The organism is Photobacterium phosphoreum (genome assembly GCF_002954725.1).
Lineage (GTDB): Bacteria > Pseudomonadota > Gammaproteobacteria > Enterobacterales > Vibrionaceae > Photobacterium > Photobacterium phosphoreum.
In genome coordinates, this window is sequence record NZ_MSCQ01000001.1 from 1098717 (window position 1) to 1116376 (window position 17660).

Annotated in this window: 14 protein-coding genes; 5 read left to right on the forward strand and 9 right to left on the reverse strand. The window is 40.5% G+C overall.

The window, feature by feature from the left end; all coding sequences use genetic code 11:
* Positions 1-153 precede the first annotated feature (153 nt).
* From BTO21_RS04850 to BTO21_RS04870, 5 genes are all read right to left on the reverse strand, one after another.
* Positions 154-1932: a bifunctional molybdopterin-guanine dinucleotide biosynthesis adaptor protein MobB/molybdopterin molybdotransferase MoeA gene (locus BTO21_RS04850; RefSeq protein ID WP_045030403.1), complete on the reverse strand. Its 1779-nt coding sequence runs from the start codon at positions 1930-1932 to the stop codon at positions 154-156.
* Positions 1919-2512, reverse strand: coding sequence for a molybdenum cofactor guanylyltransferase MobA (gene mobA, locus BTO21_RS04855; protein WP_045030405.1), 594 nt, complete (start codon positions 2510-2512; stop codon positions 1919-1921). Before mobA ends, BTO21_RS04850 begins: the two co-directional genes overlap by 14 nt.
* The gene (locus tag BTO21_RS04860; protein WP_045030406.1) at positions 2499-3212 is read right to left on the reverse strand and encodes an ATP-binding cassette domain-containing protein; all 714 of its coding nucleotides are present in this window, start codon (positions 3210-3212) and stop codon (positions 2499-2501) included. The genes mobA and BTO21_RS04860 overlap by 14 nt, the downstream gene beginning before the upstream one ends.
* 15 nt (positions 3213-3227) lie before the next feature.
* Complete coding sequence (locus BTO21_RS04865; protein ID WP_045030407.1) at positions 3228-3929, reverse strand: ABC transporter permease; 702 nt, start codon at positions 3927-3929, stop codon at positions 3228-3230.
* Between the two features lie 155 nt (positions 3930-4084).
* On the reverse strand, positions 4085-4858 hold the full coding sequence (locus tag BTO21_RS04870) for an ABC transporter substrate-binding protein (protein ID WP_232572991.1): 774 nt from the start codon (positions 4856-4858) through the stop codon (positions 4085-4087).
* A gap of 362 nt (positions 4859-5220) precedes the next feature.
* Between BTO21_RS04870 and BTO21_RS04875 the strand changes: the two genes are divergently transcribed.
* Positions 5221-6684, forward strand: a complete 1464-nt coding sequence (locus BTO21_RS04875; RefSeq protein ID WP_065193691.1) for a sigma-54-dependent transcriptional regulator — start codon at positions 5221-5223, stop codon at positions 6682-6684.
* 64 nt (positions 6685-6748) lie between these two features.
* Positions 6749-8743 (forward strand): sensor histidine kinase, encoded by a 1995-nt coding sequence (locus BTO21_RS04880; RefSeq protein WP_205068411.1) that lies wholly within the window; start codon positions 6749-6751, stop codon positions 8741-8743.
* Positions 8744-9147: 404 nt separating this feature from the next.
* Here BTO21_RS04880 and BTO21_RS04885 read toward each other — a convergent pair whose 3' ends face one another.
* The 4 genes from BTO21_RS04885 to fdhD all read right to left on the reverse strand — a co-directional run bounded on the left by BTO21_RS04885 (position 9148) and on the right by fdhD (position 14178).
* On the reverse strand, positions 9148-10782 hold the full coding sequence (locus BTO21_RS04885; protein ID WP_105026709.1) for a C45 family autoproteolytic acyltransferase/hydrolase: 1635 nt from the start codon (positions 10780-10782) through the stop codon (positions 9148-9150).
* A 307-nt stretch (positions 10783-11089) separates the two neighbouring features.
* Positions 11090-11989 (reverse strand): D-alanyl-D-alanine endopeptidase, encoded by a 900-nt coding sequence (pbpG, locus tag BTO21_RS04890; RefSeq protein ID WP_045030409.1) that lies wholly within the window; start codon positions 11987-11989, stop codon positions 11090-11092.
* 432 nt (positions 11990-12421) lie between these two features.
* Complete coding sequence (locus BTO21_RS04895) at positions 12422-13333, reverse strand: helix-turn-helix transcriptional regulator (RefSeq protein ID WP_105026710.1); 912 nt, start codon at positions 13331-13333, stop codon at positions 12422-12424.
* Positions 13333-14178 (reverse strand): formate dehydrogenase accessory sulfurtransferase FdhD, encoded by an 846-nt coding sequence (gene fdhD, locus BTO21_RS04900; RefSeq protein WP_045030411.1) that lies wholly within the window; start codon positions 14176-14178, stop codon positions 13333-13335. Before fdhD ends, BTO21_RS04895 begins: the two co-directional genes overlap by 1 nt.
* Positions 14179-14450: 272 nt before the next feature.
* Between fdhD and BTO21_RS04905 the strand changes: the two genes are divergently transcribed.
* The 3 genes from BTO21_RS04905 (at position 14451) to BTO21_RS04915 (ending at position 17652) form a co-directional block, all read left to right on the forward strand.
* A complete protein-coding gene (locus BTO21_RS04905) occupies positions 14451-14942 on the forward strand; it encodes a DUF3305 domain-containing protein (RefSeq protein WP_045030412.1) in 492 nt (163 codons plus the stop codon).
* Positions 14932-15639 carry a DUF3306 domain-containing protein gene (locus tag BTO21_RS04910; protein ID WP_052672676.1) on the forward strand — a complete coding sequence of 236 codons (708 nt, stop codon included), beginning with the start codon at positions 14932-14934 and terminating at the stop codon, positions 15637-15639. Before BTO21_RS04905 ends, BTO21_RS04910 begins: the two co-directional genes overlap by 11 nt.
* A 294-nt stretch (positions 15640-15933) precedes the next feature.
* Complete coding sequence (locus tag BTO21_RS04915) at positions 15934-17652, forward strand: 4Fe-4S binding protein (protein ID WP_045030414.1); 1719 nt, start codon at positions 15934-15936, stop codon at positions 17650-17652.
* The last annotated feature ends 8 nt before the right edge of the window (positions 17653-17660 follow it).

A 17660-nucleotide genomic window follows, 5' to 3' on the forward strand; every position in this document is an offset into this window, starting at 1 on the left:
CAACATAAATATCGCTTTAATGGTCTAGCCAGATGATATTAATGTAAATACATATGTTGACAAAATAGATAGCTATGATACTTGGATAAAAAAGCTAAGCTGAAAGTAATGAGCTTAGCTTTATAGTTGTTTTATCGTTAATTGTATTATTGTCTATAAGCGTAATTTTAGTGGAATTACGGTAACTTTATCGCCAATATGCGCATGTTCTTGTTTTGGTGGTATTTCTATTAAGCAATTAGCTTCACTCATTGAGCGTAAGATCCCTGAGCCTTGTGAACCAATACTTTTAACGGTAAGACGACCATTGGCATCCCAATTAAAATAGCCACGTAAATATTCGGTGCGTCCAAGGCGAGAACGTAAAGGTTCAGCCGCGATTGCAGTGTAGGTTTGTGGTTGCCAATGTTGGTAACCTTGCTGTTTACGAATTGCAGGCTCTACAAATTGTAAGAATGTCACCATCACAGCCACAGGGTTACCCGGTAAACCAAAGAACGGTACATTATCAATATGTCCAAACGCTAATGGACGTCCAGGACGCATGTTGATCCGCCAAAAATCAATTTTTCCTAACTTATCAAGTACGGTTTTAATGTAGTCAGCATCGCCAACAGAAACACCGCCTGATGATAAAATCATATCTGCTTGTTGGCTGGCTTGGCGTAATGTGGCTTCAAGTGCTGTTTCACTGTCTTCAATGATACCCAAATCAACCACTTCACAGCCGAGACGAGTCAGTAAAGCAAATAAGCTATAACGGTTTGAATCATAAATACAGTTTTGCTGTTGTGCTTCACCGGGAGCTTGTACTTCATCACCGGTTGAGAAAATGGCGACGCGAATAGGCGAGTTGATGGTGATCTTATCTAGCCCTAAGGAGGCAACCATCCCTAATTCAGGCGCGGTGATTGTTTGTCCTTTAGCTACTGCAATTTGATCAATAGCAAGATCTTCACCGGCTAAACGAACATTTTGACCGGCCTTAATAGCACCCATAGAAAGATTAAACGTGACGGTGTCACCATCTTGTTGTGCTTGCTCTCGCATAATAACGGTATCAGCATGTTGAGGAACAGGCGCGCCAGTCATAATACGTACGGCTTCACCCATTTGTAACGGATGCGGATAATGATGTCCCGCTAAAACCTGACCGACAACCGTGTAGCTATTAAGGTCAATATCAGTGCCGCGAATCGCATAACCGTCCATGGCTGAATTTGTATGTTGCGGCACATTCACTGGTGAAAGAATGTCTGTATGTACGATATGGCCTAGCGCTTGTTTTAGCTCAACCGTTTGAGGGTTATCAAGGGGTTTTATTTGATCAAGAATACGGGATCGACCTTCATCAACCGACAACATCCCTTGTGGTTGAATATCATCACAACTTGCTGTTTTTATTGGATACTGTTGTGACTGGCGACTGAATTGAACCACAAAATCGGTTAACTGTTCGATATCATCAATGCTTATCTGCGCTAAGGTTGTGTCTGTTTTAATGTCACTCGCAATCGCAATAATATTGTTATCGTCTTGATATAACCACGGCTTGTTAATGGCTTGACGATGTAACTCAATTTTAGGGAAGTCGAGCTTCTTGAACCCCTCAACTAAAATAAGATCCAATTGGGTTTGATCTAATTGGCAAATTAAATACGGTAAAGTAGCCTCAGTTGTTGGGGTTTCAGTGATTTGTGCGCGGCGATAACGCGAGGAGATGAGCATTTGGCTTGCGCCTGCTTTGCGTAATCGGTAGCTATCTTTACCGGGTTCATCAAGATCAAAATCATGGTGCGCATGTTTTATTACCGCCACGCGCAAACCACGCTCAACCAATTTAGGTAATATGGCTTCAAGAAGGGTTGTTTTACCCGTACCACTGAATGCAGCAAAGCCTAATAATGGTACTGAGGCGTTAATTTGATTCATGGCGTTCTCCAAATTGTGATAATTCCTCAGGGGTGTTGAGGTTAATAAAAGCATCAGTTTGGTCACTAAAATCAACGGTGATCATATTGCATTGACGATAAAGCAAAATGATCTTGCGATCGCCATTGGCTAAAAAGGCTTCCAGTTTAGGCAAAATACGACGATGAAGCAGGGTGACAACAGGTTGAATATAGTCGCCGTTATGCGCTACTGCTATATCAGTATCGGGTTGACATGCTGATGCCATTCTTACCACTAAATCATGGGGTAATTGTGGGCAATCACATGGGACGAAGCCAATCCAATCGTTATCAATATGATGCAGTGCAGCATGCATGCCGCCGAGTGGGCCAGGATAGTTTTCAATGCTATCACCAAACACTTCACCGTATTGACAGTAGATGTCTTGGTTACGGTTGGCATTAATACTGATATGAGATGTTTGTGGTGTAAGTGTATCAATAACATGTTGAATAAAGGGTTTACCTGCAAGTTCAATCAGGCCTTTATCATTGCCTCCCATACGGCTGGCTTGACCACCCGCTAAAATGACCCAATGGGTTTGTTCAGGCGTAGGCATAATTATCCTTATTGTTTTTGATATCTGTAACGAGTTGAAGATCAGCTCGTTCAATTAATTGGGTGTCATTGATTGTCCATTGTCGGCGACAAAGTGCAGTGAGTGCATTTTGCTGGTGGCTGGTGATCACTAAGCTACTACCACGCGCTAATAAATCTTTCGCTAAAATAACTTGGCGATTGATGGATTCTTGATCCATGCTGGCACTGGATTCATCCATTAATAACACACTAGGTTTAAGGACCCATGCACGTGCCATTGCGACGCGTTGGCGTTCACCACCAGACAAAACCGAAACATGTTCATCAGCTAAGGTTTCAAGACCGACCATACGTAGTGCATTAATGGCTTCATTGCGACGTTTTTGGCGATCTTTAATTGCAAACCTTAGTCCATAGCATACATTGTTAAACACTGTTGCATCAAACATATACGGTGTTTGGTGTAAGTAGATAATACTCCCTTCATAGCATCCACTAAAGAGGCGTTTTAAAAAAGTATGTTGATGAATATTAACCTTGCCTGTCGTTGGTTTTTGTAATCCCGCTAATACTTTCAATAAGGTCGTTTTACCAACCCCGTTATCGCCCGTTAAATAAACGGCATCACGAGGGGCAAGATTGAGCTGTGGAATATGGAAAAGCAATCGACTTTTAAAGCGAACCGAGAGGTCGAGAGCCTGAATGGAAGCATGAGTCATTAGTGAGGCCTCGGTTTAGTTGGTTCGCAAATGGGCTTTGCCACGGGCGATAGATAAAATAAAGTTTAGACCTAAGGCTAAAATAAGTAACACCATTCCTAAGGCAACACCCTGAGAAAATGCACCTTTTGAGCTTTCAAGGGCTATTGCGGTAGGAATGTTTCGAGTTGAATTGAGAATATTGCCACCGACCATCATTGAACAACCGACTTCGGTGATCACACGGCTAAAAGAAGCAACAATAGCGGCAAGTAACGGAAATCGACTTTCCCACATCAAACTAAGTAATGCGCGAGGATAGCTAGAGCCTAATGTAAGTGCTGTTTCCCATGCGCGACGGTCACTGTTTTGAAATGCCGCGTGCATCATTGACACTAATAGTGGGAAACAGATCAGTACTTGACCTAATATCATCGCTTTTTGAGTAAACAGCATTTGCCAATCACCCAATGGACCTGCACGTGAGAGCAGCATATAAAGCAGTAAACCAATCACAACCGTCGGTACCGATTGCAGGGTATTAATTAAAGACAGTGTTAGCCAACGACCTGGGAATTTACCGTAAGCTAATGCAAAGGCAATTAATAAAGAGGGGATAATAACTAAAGCGATGGCAAAAAGAGACACGGAAAATGATACCCCAACAATACCCCAAAGTGCACTATCGCCGCTCAAGAGAAGTTGGGTCGCTTGCTGAGTTGTCTGCCAAATATTCATGGTAGTGTTTGTTCTAACCTAAAAAATACGCCGATGATGTCATCATTGATGTTATTAGCACTAAGGCTCAATGCAATAACTGTGATCCCATAATGAATTATGCATTCAATAACGCATCATCGACGAAAAAACATATTAAATTAAGGTATTACCTTTTATAGCGTTTGAGCATCAGCAACGAATAATTGCTTGCCGTGGCGTTGGTAATTATTGATTAATTTTTGTGCTTTAGGATTCACTAACCAATCACTGAATGTTTTAGCGCCTTGGTAGTTAAGATCAGGGTAACGGCTTGGGTTAATCAGAATCACTTGGTAAGGATTAAATAAACGCTTATCACCCTCAACCATGATTTCAAGATCAAGCTTGGTTTCATACGCTAACCATGTACCACGATCCGTTAATGTGTAGGCTTGTAATTCTGATGCCATATTCAACGTTGGACCCATACCTTGACCTACGGCTTTATAACCACCGAAATTAGGTTCCATTTTGGTTTGTGCCCAGATATTAAGTTCTTTTTTATTTGTTCCTGAATCATCACCACGAGAAATAAATACCGCATTATCTGTTGCGATTTCTTTTAATGCGTGGGCAACATCTTTATCGCCTTTGATTTTTGCCGGATCATTTTTAGGGCCGACTAAAACGAAATCGTTGTACATCAAATTACGTGGTAACACCCCAAAGCCTTTCTCAACAAATTGCGCTTCTGATTGTGGCGCGTGGGTCATGACTAAATCGACATCACCATGTTCACCCATACTTAATGCTTTACCTGTGCCTGCCGCTAATACTTCGACGGTGTATCCGGTATCTTTAGTAAATACAGGTAATAAGTAATCAAGTAATCCTGAGTGATAAGTGCTGGTGGTTGTTGCTAGGCGTACCGTCTTATTTGCTGTGGTTTCTGTGGTTGCATAAGCCATTGTTGCCGATGCGCAGCCTAGAATAACTAAAGTCGTTTTTAAAAAATTCATCAACGTTCCTGATCGATTGGTTTGTATTAAAAAGCCATAGATGATGAGTGATAGGTGAGTTGTACCGAATACGTGCGGCAAAATGACCCACATCATTTCAATTAATAGCATTGATCAGTTATAAGCAATAAAAGTGCCATATTTTAAATGTTGATTAATAACGTTAATTATGTGATTTAGGTATCAAATATTACGTGAAATAAGTTAAAGGTAACCGAAGTTTTACCGGGTGATTAAACAGTTTTGACTTAATGATTGATAGTGAGACAAAATGTCGCAAATTTTAGTGTGGTTAAAATGTCTCTATATTTATGTCTGATTTTAGTTTGTCCTCATCGTGGACTGCGGTTTCTGTATTAGTGGTTGATGATGAACCAGGAATGCGCACGATTTTAAAGAAAGCGTTAAGTAAAAAGTTTGCTCAGGTTGATACTGCGGGAAGTATTGAAGAGGCTGAAGAAATTCGTAAGCGTTGTCATTTTGATTTATTAATTGTTGATATTAACTTACCCGGTCGTTCTGGTATTGAGTGGCATGAAGCGTTTGACCCAACAACCCGTCGTAGTGATGTGATCTTTATGACCGGCTATGCTGATTTAGAAATGGCGATTCAAGCATTACGTGCTGGCGCGTCTGATTTTATTCTCAAACCGTTTAATCTTGACCAAATGATGCAATCAGTGAGTCGCTGTATTGAACGTCGATTAGTTGAACGTCAAAATTTCGCATTGCAACGAGACGTTGAGCGCAGCTATCCAGTAGATATCATTGGTGATGCGCCAGCGACACAAAAGATGAAAAAGCTGATAGCCCAAGTTGCGCCGTCTATTGCTGCGGTATTAGTCGAAGGCGAATCGGGCACAGGTAAAGAATTGGTGGCACGAGCATTACATCAATTAAGCAAGCGTACTGGGCCTTTTGTGCCGATTAACTGTGCTGCCATTGCACCCGAACTGTTAGAAAGTGAATTGTTTGGTCATGTATCAGGGGCATTTACTGGCGCAAAGAAAAGCCGAGAAGGTTTGTTTCGAGTGGCGAATAACGGCACCTTATTTTTAGATGAAATTGGTGAAATGCCACTGGCAATGCAATCGTCATTGTTACGCGCCTTAGAACAAAAAGCGATTCGTCCGGTGGGTTCAGAGCGAGAGATTCAAATTGATGTTCGCATTGTTGCCGCGACCAACCGTAATTTAAAGCTTGAAGTTGAAGAAGGGCGTTTTCGTCGTGATTTGTACTATCGATTAAATGTTCTCACCATTGATTTGCCATCATTACGTGAGCGAGTAGAAGATATTCCATCATTAAGTCATCATTTTACGCTGCAGTTATCAAAAGACTTAGGCATGAAAGCCATCAATTGGACCCATGAAGATATTTTGGCAATGCAAGCTTATTCATGGCCGGGTAATATTCGTGAATTACGAAATATGATGGAACGTTGCATTCTATTGGGTAAACCACCAGCAGATTATTGGCGAGAATTACAAGGTGATGCATTGCCAGTTACCGCGTTAGCAGTAACAGGCGTCGATGCGATAACTGCGGCAGAATTAGCGGTGAATGCTGCATATCCTCAACGACCATGTCAATGTCACGATGAAGGTGAAGAACAATATTGTTACCCCGTCACTTGGACGTTAAAAGACGTTGAGAAAGCACATATTATGCAGGTTGTGGATGCCAGTGATGGTAATAAATCAGCCGCCGCGCGTCAGCTTGGTGTTGCAAGAAAAACCTTAGAGCGTAAATACAAAGAATGGACAGATGAATGACGATGAAAGTAACGCTATGAAGGTCAAAACATTTGTATTGATGTGGTTACGGCGTTTTAAAACCATGGTGCGTTATCGACTTTTAGTGCTTACTTCAGTGCCTATTTTTCTGACGCTATTAACGTTAATCGCCATCACCTTTTATTGGACGGTGACGTATACCTGGCAAAATGCCTTAATGAATGTAAAAGCAGACTTAGCAGTGGCTCATCATAGTATGGTGCTGTTGAAAAAAGAGCAGCGGATGGAACTGCAAGCACTGGCTAATTCTTATGATTTTCAACGACGATTACGTTTTAATGAAACAAGCTTAAAAAAGTGGGTGAGTCAGCAAAATCAACACTACCAGTTAGATTTTGTGGTGTTACATCCCGTAAGTGATATAGGAATGTTTTCAAGTCAAGAACAGCAACTATTAGTTACAGGAAAAGAGCAGACTTTTTTTCAAGTATTAGATCGTATTGCATTATTTGATTTGAATCCTGATCTTCCTGCACAAGCCCAGCTACCGTTAATCAAAGAAAGTACAATTGAGCACAAAGGGTTGGTTAGTCGTAGCTTGATCCCAATCTTTAATCAGCAAGGTAAGCTTAAATGGATTTTAGATGGTGGTATTTTATTAAATAACAGTACCTCGCTGGTGGATCGTATTCGTGATTTGGTTTATGCCGCTGATACTTTGCCTAAGGGAAGTCTTGGAACTGTTACTTTATTTATGGGGGATGTACGTGTTAGTACCAATGTGCCGTTAGATAGCGCCAATCTTATTGGTCGCGCTGTCGGTACTCGAGTTTCTAAGGACGTGCAGCAAAAAGTCTTACACCAAGGGAAGATCTTTGTTGATCGCGCATTTGTTTATGATAGTTGGTATGTGTCAGCTTATGAGCCGTTACATGGTAATGATGGCACCGTAGTGGGCATGCTTTATACCGGTTATTTGCAATGGCCATTAATTGAGCGCTATCTAACCAATATTATTGAAATGAGTGTCAGTATCTTATTGGTATTGCTCTTTACTAGCATTATTGTTTATCGCGGTGCGCGTGATTTGTTTTTACCGATCGAGAAAATCTATCAAGTTGCTAAAGCGGTACAAATGGGATTAAAACGACGTGTTGGTAAGTTGGATTTATGTGAAGGACATGAATTGCAAATCTTAGGCGAGCAATTTGACTCGATGTTGGATCAACTAGAACAACGTAATGGTTTAATTAAACTGACCGCGATAGAGCTAGAAGATAAAGTAGAACAGCGAACGCAGAGTTTGCATCAAAAAACGGAAGAGTTAGAGCGTCACATTCGGTTATTGCATCAAGCCCGTTCAAAGCTGGTGGCAACGGAAAAATTAGCTGCACTTGGTGAGTTAACCGCAGGTATTGCGCATGAAATTAATAATCCAGTTGCTGTTATTTTGGGGAATATTGAGTTAATTCAGCTGGAGTTAGGCGACAATACTGCTGAAGTCCAAGAAGAACTGACCGCAATTCATTTACAAATTGATCGGATTCGAAATATTACCCGCAGCTTACTGCAATATAGTCGTCAAGGTGGCGTTCAAGATGAAGTGACATGGCATCACTTAAACTTGATTGTTGAAGAGAGCTTAACTCTTGTTCGTTCAGGCACTAAAAAAATGGATGTTAAATTTGAAGTTAACCTTGCGGCTAAATGCAGTGTTGAAGTGAATCGGCATCAATTATTGCAAGTGTTGGTTAATTTACAGATGAATGGTATCCATGCCATGGATGATAAAGGGGTGTTGAAGATCACTACTGATGACTGGCTAGATGATGATGGTGAAGTTCGTGGCGCGATGGTTGCAATTACCGACCATGGTTGTGGTATTTCAAAGCAAAACATGAAGCGTATCTTTGATCCCTTTTTCACCACTCGTCGTTCGGGTACAGGGTTAGGTTTATCGGTAAGCCAAAGTATTGTCGCTAATGCTGGTGGAGAAATGGCGGTTGAATCGATAGAAGGTCAAGGTTCAACGTTTAGTGTCTATCTCAAGCATAAAAAAGAATGTCCAAGTGAACTGGATCTTCACGTGACAGCGTAACAAAATAATCGCAATAAAGAGAGTTGGCGATAACAAAAAGCCCCTTGGTAATGACAATAACAATGTCATTACCAAGGGGCTTTTTTGTCGCTTTGTATCTTTTGTATTATTGCAAGACAACCAAGATTACATAATGGATAAGCCAACAATAAGAAACAGTGATGCGGTAAGAGATATTCGACTAATAAGACCGAATGAAGAAGGGATAATCATTTCTGTATGCTGCACAGGTGCTCCTTTTCTTTGAAGAGGACTTAAAGCATAGTTGATATATCCATATCATATTATTTTAATGTTCAAGTATTTAGAAATAAAATCAGTATCAAAGCAATACAATCAGACTATCGCGATCATTTAATCACCAGTAATGATAAATGATCGCGATATAACGATAAAGTTGATGTTTAGATAAACTTCATTTGAGTCCAAGGTTCTGATGGGCGACTTAATAGATAGCCTGATTGCCAACCCCATTGCTGGTGGGCCTTAATAAAGGCTTTGGCATCAAATGGCGCACCATTGGCACGACCAAAGCGGGCGCTGATGGTTAAGTTTTTAATATCATTGCTGTTAGCAACTTTACCATCGACAGAGCCTGCTGGCGTAAAGGGTACGTTCCATACTGCTGCTGGATCAGAGACATACGGTTGTGAATCTTTGTCGTATTCAGCACAAATATTACGTGATGATGCATCTATTTTATTTAAATACACATCGTAGGTATCACCGAGCATTTTTTGACCAACTGCAACGTCGATTTTGCCATTGTATTTATGCATTAATTGGATCCAGCGTAGACGACGAGCACCTTCTTGTTGACGGATATCGTTATAGTCAACGTCAGAACCTTCAATATAGCGTAGGCGTGGATCGACAGAGACGTTTTCACCCGTGAAGTAACCAGATTTCAATTCATTGAAGTATTGGTAAACACGACCTTGACCAAACTTAGCAATATGGTTGTTATTAATATCACCAATTAACCATGTATTCGCATAACCACCGTTGTTGCCTTTTTCTTCTAGTTTGATCCAGCTATCAATATTATTGGCATATTGACTGGCTTCACGAACACGAATGAATTCAGGAATGCCACCTGCTTTCCAATCCATCACATTGGCTAGTGTCGTTTCAACAACAGCTAGACCAGCGCCTGTTTCCCAGAAGTCAGTACCAGATTCGATCATCCCTGGTGCTGTTTGGAAGGCCATTTTGTAGCCTTTTTCTGGTGTAATATCAAGAATGACGTTAGCAAACTGACCTGACCAGAAATCGTTAAAGGTTTCATGACCAATGACGATGCCTTTATTATCCGTTGCTTTACCTGTGGCGATAAAGGCACTGCAATTACCTTTGGCGCCTTCAATATTATTGCTGTTTTTACTTTTCTCGATATTGTTAGCTGCCATTTCTGCTTTGTTATATGGGGCAGGGAATGCGGATGCGTTAATTAAACCAGGATCAACCCACTTGGTATAATTATGCATCCCCACTGAAGGCCACCAGTAACCTGTAAGCTCAATCATGTCGTTCCAGGTAATGATGTCAGCAAGAGTGACATGCAAACCTGCGGCATTAAGACCTTTTGCAACTCCTTCCATTTCTTGGCGAAGTTCTGCTGGGATCTTACCTTTCGTTTGTTCTAGCGCAGCTTTCTGCCATGAACTATAAGGCACACCGGTTGTTAGGTAGGTCATGCTCCAACTGTCTTTCCACGCTAATTTAAAATCAGGTGCGATAAGATAACCATATTGGAAACCACGATCAAAAGCGTTGCCTTTAATACCGACATGCCACCAGCCATTCTTTTTCACTAATTTAGCTTGATCAACAATTTTCTGTTGTTGCTCAGTTAATTTGGTTTTGTATAACGCGCCAGTCACAGGAGCTGTAATTTGCTCAAGTAAGGGTTTCGGTGGGTATTGAGTTAAATTTTGTGTCTCAGAAGTTGATGCGTTGGCATAACTCACACATGCAAGGGCAATAACACATGCGAGAACTGTCTTTTTACCTAGATGATGTTGCGAAAGCTTATTCATAATAAATATGTTGTTTGAGGTGAGAAAGAGGTGCTCATCATCCCCCTTTTTTTCTGTTCAACAAGACATTGAGCAGTAGTGGTTATTTTATAAAATGTAAACATAAGCTGCCATTTTTTATATAATTCTTATTAGTTAGAAATACAAAAAAACAGATTAACTTTTAATGATAACCAAATGATTTGGTTACTAATAGTCGTTAAAGTGAGATGTTAAATTGCTAAATGTAGGGTTATTGAAATAAAAAAGCCAGCATATCGAATGCTGGCTTTTTACGTTATGAACTAACAACAATTATCATCAATTATTATTTGGTTAATTCTTTCAACTTTTGCTGTTGGTAGTATTTAGCATCAGTGGTAATTGACTTGCTTTTACCAGTTTGTAGCCATTGCTTAATACGACCAGCATCACCAATTGGAGTTAGCTTGCCTTGTGAATCAAGCATGACCATTAAGATCTTTTTGCCATCAATGGTTGTTACCATCGCTAAACAACGACCCGCTTCATCAAGGTAGCCTGTTTTGCTTAGATTAACGTTCCATTTTTCACCACGCACAAGGGCATTGGTATTGGTGTAACCTAATTTATAACGAGGATGCGTAAAGTAAGCAGTGTGAACCGCACCATTAGTACTGTATTTGCGGATCTCAGGGTATTTGTAAGCGGCACGTACCATCTTCGCAACATCAGATGCTGTTGAATGGTTCTTAGGGTTTAGACCTGAACTGTCTACAAAATGGGTATGCGTCATTCCTAGTGCTTTTGCTTTAGCATTCATCGCACGGATAAATGCGTTGTAACCACCAGGATAGTTAGCAGCAAGGGCAGCAGCTGCCAAGTTTTCAGATGACATTAGCGCAATGTGCATTGTTTCGCCACGGCTTAACTCAGAACCAACACGAACACGAGAATATGTGTTGTACATATGATCTCTATCCGTTTGAGTGAAAGTGATCTTTTGGTTAAGGGGGAGTTTGGCATCTAATGTAACCATTGCGGTCATTAGTTTTGTTAGTGACGCAATAGGCATCACAACATTGGAATTTTTGTGATAAAGCGTTTTCCCTGAGCTTAGATCGATAACATAAGCACTCACCGCAGCAGTCTGAAGATTACTTGGGTTGAGTTTACTGGTGTTGATACTTGCGAAAGAAGAAAAACTGACACTTGCAAGTGTAAAAAATAAAATTAAAGCGTTGCGCACAATGGCTCCTTGAGGTCACATTAAAGAGGAGAGAATAATTATCGTATTATTGTCATCTTTTCAATTGTGTTTAAGCAAGTCATGTTTGTGTGAATCCGTTCATAATCGTTCGTAAAACCAGCAGTTAAACAGAAGCAGCTAATTAAACATGATTCAATAAAACACTTGTTAAGAATACGTGTTCTAAAAGTGATTGTAGCGCATTAAATATCTTCTAATGATAGTTCTAATTAAAAGTGCTCGTCTTTAAAATAGCTGTATTAATGAAAATATTAATTGTGATTGCGTTTTTTGGTTTTTATTTAAATGGATTATATCTTAGATGGCTTTTTGTGCGGGTGGTATCATACTGTTTTATTGTTAATGCAATCATTGTGGTAATGGTAAGGCCATCGGGCGATGACCTTAGATTCTTGTGTTTTTACTTTTGAATTAATGAGCACTCCATACTTGTTGCCCTGTACGGAGAAAGTTATAACCGCCAAGCTGATCGCCATGCGCTTGAATATCACTGTGCATCAATGATTGTAATAACTGCTGTTGCAGGGTGCGGAAGTAAATGTTTTTAGGGATCACCAATTCAAATGCTTCGGTACATAACGGAATAAAGCCTAGTCCAAATTCTCCTGCGGTACTTTGGCTTGCACAACCAATATCTGCTTGTTCTCGGGCTATCGCTGAGGCTAATTCTCGTTCACTGTTACAACAATCAACTTGGTTGAGCATCGTCATATTGTAACCATGGCCATGGATCCATTCTTCTAATGCTCGCATGCTTCCAGCACCTTGTTGGCGTAACGCCCAGCGCCAACGAGGAGAGAGTAATTCATGGCGTTGGATGGAACGACTATTAACAGCGTCAGCCAATGCAGGACTCACCACTAAGCCTTGTTTGCGCTCAAAGGCATGGACTAATACCCAGTTCTTATGGCCCTGATATTGTTGTAATAATGCAGGATGACGTAGGCTAGCCTCTTCAACATTACCCCAATGGATAGCACAGATATCAACATGACCTTTGCTTAGCATTGCTAATCCTTGCCGTGTGCCTGTTGAGGTATAACCCACCAAGGCTGTACTGCCGAGTTGATTCGCCATTTTACCGACAACACACTGTAATAGCGGATCATCAGAGCCTGCAATCAGTAACCGATCGTTTAAAACGCCATTATGGCAAGATTCCAATAGCCACTTATCCAACATTGCTTTCGGAAAAAGCCATTTACCGGTTACTTTAGTGGCAGGGAGTAAACCATCATTCGCTAAGGCATAGACTTTCTTTTCATTAAGGTCGAGATATTCAGCGACGAGCTTGGCATTCATAAATTCAGGAAAGTCAGCCATTAGCCTTGTTTTCCTTCACTTACGTTACCTTTAACATCAAGTTCAATATTGTCGCTACCATTATAGATTTGAAAACGTAACCCTTTGGCGCGGGCAATCATGGTAATGCCGAGTTTCTTAGCGAGATCGTAGCCCATTTGAGTCGCACCAGAGCGAGATAGCAACACAGGAATACCCATTTGCGCGACTTTGATAACCATTTCAGAGGTTAAGCGACCTGTAGTATAGAAAACCTTATCTTCACCCGTTTGTTGTTGCAGCCACATTTCACCTGCAAGAGTATCAACAGCGTTATGCCGACCTACATCTTCCACAAACGATAAAATCTCTGTGCCTTTACACACTGCGCAACCATGTACCGCACCTGCGGCTTTATAAGTTTCATTATGATGGGTCAATGCTTCAAGTAGGCCATATAACATCGATTGTTTAATTTGCGGCTGTGGCAGTGTTATTCCTTCGAGCTTTTTCATGACATTGCCATACATGGTGCCTTGACCACAGCCAGAGGTAACGGTTTTCTTTTCTAATTGTTGAGCAAGGTTTTCTGTATTTTCATGGGTAATGACAACCGCAGCATTGGTTTGCCAATCAATCATCACTGATTCAATAGCACTTAGGTCATTAATAAAGCCTTGGTTTTTTAAATAACCTAATACTAAGGCAGACGGACGCTCACCTAAGGTCATGAGTGTAACGACTTCAACCCAGTTAAGGTACACCGTTAAAGGATGCTCACAGGCAATCTCTTTGGTGTGTCGGTCACCATATTCATCAACAATTTCTACTGACATGGTTTGCTGCACTGTGGCTTTGGTTTTTATGATTTTAGGCAATGTCGCCATTTGAAATTCCTGCGTAATAAGGTTGGTATGCGTGTAATTATTGCTATTGGAAACAGAAGTTAAGCAAAGATTGTTCCACTATTAGCTAAAAGCCAAATTAACTAATAGGCAGGTAATTAATAATAATGGCTAAAATCGCGTACTTTTCATGTGGTTTTTTGTTATTGGTCTAATATTTGCTTATATCCAATGGCGAGCGAAATAACGCTTATCATCACAACTTATTAAATAACAACATAAAGGCAGTATAAAAGCTGTCAGTAGGAGTCTATGTGCCAAAACAAGCAGAACTTGAATTAAAGAAAAATGAACATGTTTGGCCTATTAATTTTCGCCTACAAGCTGAAGAACGCCAAGTGGGTCGTTGGACAACATACGCATGGACGATTGAAGATATTTGTCTGTATGAAGAAGATCTTACTTCTGAAATGGATGTGGCAAACATAGGTTCTGGTAACTATATGATACCTTTGGAACTTTTTCGTGATGAACGCATGGAATATCGTTTTAATCTCAATTCACAAAGCCCGCATTTATTCTTTATTTGTGCAGAAGAGAATGAGCAATTAAAACCTGTTTTAGTGACTGTAGCCCAAGGTGTTGCGGCACGTTATATGGATGGTGATTATGTTGTTTTACATATAGAGATCCCATTAGCCGTTCAAGCATGGATGGAAGCTTTCTTAGGTCGTCATGGTGAGTTGTTTGAATTTAAACGTAAACGTGGCGGCGATAAGAAAAAAGGACGTTCAAGTGGCAACTAATTTTTTTGAACGTTGGTCAAGCCGTAAGTTAAGTCCTGTTGATAATACAGATAATACAGAACGCGCTACTACGGAAACGATAACTGAAGCAGTTGATGAGTCACTGATTCTTAATTCTTTAGATACAACCGTAGAGGAAGCAACAAAGACCAGTGATAACGAACAAACATCAATTGTTTCCTCTGTAACATCACCAAACGTTATAGACGATGAGCCTGTTATTGAATTGACGATTGATGATGCTGATAACGTGACTTATGAATCGGGTGTTGCGTCATTTATGCAACAACAAGTGACCAAATCCGTTAAGAAAGCGGCATTACGGAAACTGTTTCACTCTGAAGAGTTTAATTATATCAGTGATATGGATGATAGCACTGAAGACTTTAGCAATATGGAGGGGTTAGCACCAGAGATTGCCTCCCAAATGCGAGGTTGGATAAATACCGTCACTGAAACAGCAACCTCATCATCAACACTTGATGCGATGGATTCTGAACAAGACTCCCATTCTTCTGTAATCCATTCTTCTGTAACAGATACTGCCATAGAGGGGAATGATACAGAGAATGATGTATTGGTTAATCACTCTGACGCTATAACGCCAGATCATGATGAAGATGCACTCCCTACAGCAGATTTATCGTTAACACCCATTATTCATCGTGACATTAAAAGTGATGAACAGAAATCGTAACGCGAAAAAATAAAAGCGTTTGAGAATTATTCGCACCATTTATAAAAACAAACTGGGACAAAAAGGGAAGACGACCAAAATCATAAACAGAGACAATTTGGCGCGTTAGTTCGCTACAGATAAGACAAAATGTCTCATTGTTCAATAACGTAATATCCTCGTTATGATTTTAGTTCCTTTTAGGTCATTTTATTCCGTGAAAAGTTGGATCGGTTATTGCTCTATAAAGAGTAGAAGAAAAATTATTATCTTCCCACGACACTGATTAGCGGTAGTGAGCAAACAGGAATAACAATGTTAAAAAGTACATTAAATACATTCACTGATACTAATGGCGTAGCGCGCGCTGCTGCTATTACGGGAACAGTAGAACTTGCCAATCTTATTCCGCCAACAGTGACATATGAAAGTCGTGGTAATTTATTGATTATCGGTGCGGCAGAGCAATTACTTCAACTAGCGGATCAATTTTCAGCTTTAAACAGTGTGACGTTACTGACGACAGATTCAAATACTTGTGAGATCAAAACAGCGCATACCTTGTATTACAGTCAATCGATTACCGTAAAAGGGTATCTAGGTGCATTTGATGTTCATTGTCGTATAGGGCATAACAATACAACACTGGAAACGAATGCACTTGAAACGAACTTAGCGAAAATTGCCATTGGTCGTAACTGTTTTGATATTGTGCTTGATATGACAGCAACTGGGGTTATGAATGTAGAAATTCCAGCTGCGGGTTATTACGCTGTTAGTTTATCTTCGGAACATTCTGATAATCAGGCTGCTAAAAAACGCATTGCTGAAAAATTAGCGACGCTGGTGGATGATCTCCCTTCTATGATAGGGACATTTGATAAGCCTAAATACTTTCGTTTAAATCCTGACCTCTGTGCGCATTCATCTCGTGGTGTAAAGGGTTGTGATCGTTGTATTGATGCTTGTCCAGCAGGCGCATTACATTCTGATGGGATAGCAATTGCGATTGATCCTTACCTTTGTCAGGGAGTAGGAACATGTGCGACAGCATGCCCAACAGAAGCGATCAGTTATGCTTTACCTGATCCTCAAATCACCCAAAACTTTGTTCATAGTGTCTTAGCTCGTTATAAGCAAGAAGGGGGTCAAGCGCCAACATTATTACTTTATGGTGATCGTGATACAGAAACAGTTACAAAAGCACTCGCTGTACTTCCGACCTCTGTTATTACGATTGCATTAGAAGAACTGGCGACGGTTGGGATTGATACTTGGTTTAGTGCTTTAGCTTATGGTGCGCATCAAGTTCTATTAGCAACCAATACTCAATATATTCCTGCAACGATTGATGCTGTGCTAACTAACGAATTAACTATTGCGCAAAATTTCTTAACTGAATTGGGTTATAACGCTGATCGTATTTGTTTATTTGATTTTGCTGATAGCACGAATTTTGAAGCTTATGAGTCTGCACTTATCACTCCGATTGAAGCAGCACTTACAGGCACTAAGCGTGACAAATTATTTACTGTTTTAGAAACGCTTAATCAATCAAGTCCTTTACAACCTACATATTCTGCCGTTGCTGCTAATGCCCCTTATGGTTCTGTGACATGTAATACCGATGATTGTACGTTATGTATGAGTTGTGTCGCTGTTTGTCCAACGCGAGCTTTGCATGCTATTGGTGATCGTCCGGGATTATTATTTGTAGAACAAGATTGTATTCAATGTGGTATGTGTGAAACCGCCTGTCCTGAAAAAGTAATTACCCTTGAAGCGGGTTTTAATTGGGATTGGCAAGCACGTAAAGCCGATAAACTTGTTCATGAAGAACCTGCTGCATGTTGTATCAGTTGTGGAAAACCTTTTGCCCCAGCGTCTATGGTGAAAATGTTGACAGAAAAACTTCAAAGTCATTCACATTTTCAAGGAGAAGCCATTCGTCGTTTATCTATGTGTGAAGATTGTCGTGTTCGAGATATTTTCGAAAAGATGGAACAAGATCCACAAAGTCAGACAAGGGTATAAGGTCATTA

Bases quoted from the DNA above. Each gene is read 5' to 3' on its own strand.
- BTO21_RS04850 (WP_045030403.1), bottom strand. From the start codon at position 1,932: ATGAATCAAATTAACGCCTCAGTACCATTATTAGGCTTTGCTGCATTC.
- mobA (WP_045030405.1), bottom strand. From the start codon at position 2,512: ATGCCTACGCCTGAACAAACCCATTGGGTCATTTTAGCGGGTGGTCAA.
- BTO21_RS04860 (WP_045030406.1), bottom strand. From the start codon at position 3,212: ATGACTCATGCTTCCATTCAGGCTCTCGACCTCTCGGTTCGCTTTAAA.
- BTO21_RS04865 (WP_045030407.1), bottom strand. From the start codon at position 3,929: ATGAATATTTGGCAGACAACTCAGCAAGCGACCCAACTTCTCTTGAGC.
- BTO21_RS04870 (WP_232572991.1), bottom strand. From the start codon at position 4,858: ATGGCTTATGCAACCACAGAAACCACAGCAAATAAGACGGTACGCCTA.
- BTO21_RS04875 (WP_065193691.1), top strand. From the start codon at position 5,221: ATGTCTGATTTTAGTTTGTCCTCATCGTGGACTGCGGTTTCTGTATTA.
- BTO21_RS04880 (WP_205068411.1), top strand. From the start codon at position 6,749: ATGGTGCGTTATCGACTTTTAGTGCTTACTTCAGTGCCTATTTTTCTG.
- BTO21_RS04885 (WP_105026709.1), bottom strand. From the start codon at position 10,782: ATGAATAAGCTTTCGCAACATCATCTAGGTAAAAAGACAGTTCTCGCA.
- BTO21_RS04895 (WP_105026710.1), bottom strand. From the start codon at position 13,333: ATGGCTGACTTTCCTGAATTTATGAATGCCAAGCTCGTCGCTGAATAT.
- fdhD (WP_045030411.1), bottom strand. From the start codon at position 14,178: ATGGCGACATTGCCTAAAATCATAAAAACCAAAGCCACAGTGCAGCAA.
- BTO21_RS04915 (WP_045030414.1), top strand. From the start codon at position 15,934: ATGTTAAAAAGTACATTAAATACATTCACTGATACTAATGGCGTAGCG.